The organism is Paracoccus sp. SY, assembly GCF_002901215.1.
GTDB lineage: Bacteria > Pseudomonadota > Alphaproteobacteria > Rhodobacterales > Rhodobacteraceae > Paracoccus > Paracoccus acridae.
Genome location: NZ_NWMQ01000177.1, coordinates 1 through 727, shown reverse-complemented (window position 1 = coordinate 727; position 727 = coordinate 1). Strand labels below are relative to the sequence as shown.

The window sequence follows — 727 nt, the reverse complement described above, 5'->3', positions numbered from 1 at the left end:
ACGTTCTTGCGCATGGCCTCGGCGAGGGCGGGAAATGCCTCGCGGGACGGCCTTGCCTGGGCAAATTGCTCTCCGCCTTGGGTGTGCAAGTTGTGGCTCCAACCACCTGGATCTGCGCTGAAGGTGCGATTTCCAAGAAATAGCCTTACAAGATTCGGGCATAGGCGCATGTGTGCAGCCTTATGCCGTATCGGCAGTCAAGCGCGGCCGTTCAACCGATCGCGCAACAGCTTTCCCGTCTTGAAGAAAGGCACATGTTTTTGGTCCACGTCGATCGCTGGTCTTGCCCCCATTTCACCGGACACTCAGGCGGTTGCGGTTTGAGCAGCAATGAACTCGCGGGGCGAGCGCATCTTCAGCCCTGAATGCGGGTGGTTGTCGTTGTAATCCTTGAACCAGCTTCCGATCAACTCAAGCACGGTCTGAGCATCCGGCAGCGGCGTCACCTGGACGTAATCGCGCTTCAGCGTCTTCACGAATGCCTCGGAGATGCCATTGCTCTGTGGGCTGCGGATCGGGTAAAGCAGGGCTTCAGCCCGAACTGGCGCGCGAAGATCTGCGTTTCCTTCGCAATATAGGGCGAGCCGTTGTCGGACAGCATCTCAATGACCGAAGGTGCGCGACATGTGTCGAAGCGGCGTTCGACAGCTTCGAGCATGATGTCGCAGATATCGGACCCGCTGATGCCAGCATTGACCACAGCCCTCCAGGCGATGATCTCGCGATC

At 58.5% G+C, this 727-nt stretch carries 2 pseudogenes; both read right to left on the bottom strand.

What is annotated here, in order from left to right:
- Positions 1-197: 197 nt before the first annotated feature.
- Positions 198-278, bottom strand: a pseudogene (locus CK944_RS22425) (integration host factor subunit beta); the annotation flags it as partial.
- A 27-nt stretch (positions 279-305) separates the two neighbouring features.
- Positions 306-727: pseudogene (locus tag CK944_RS22420) on the bottom strand (integrase core domain-containing protein); the annotation flags it as partial.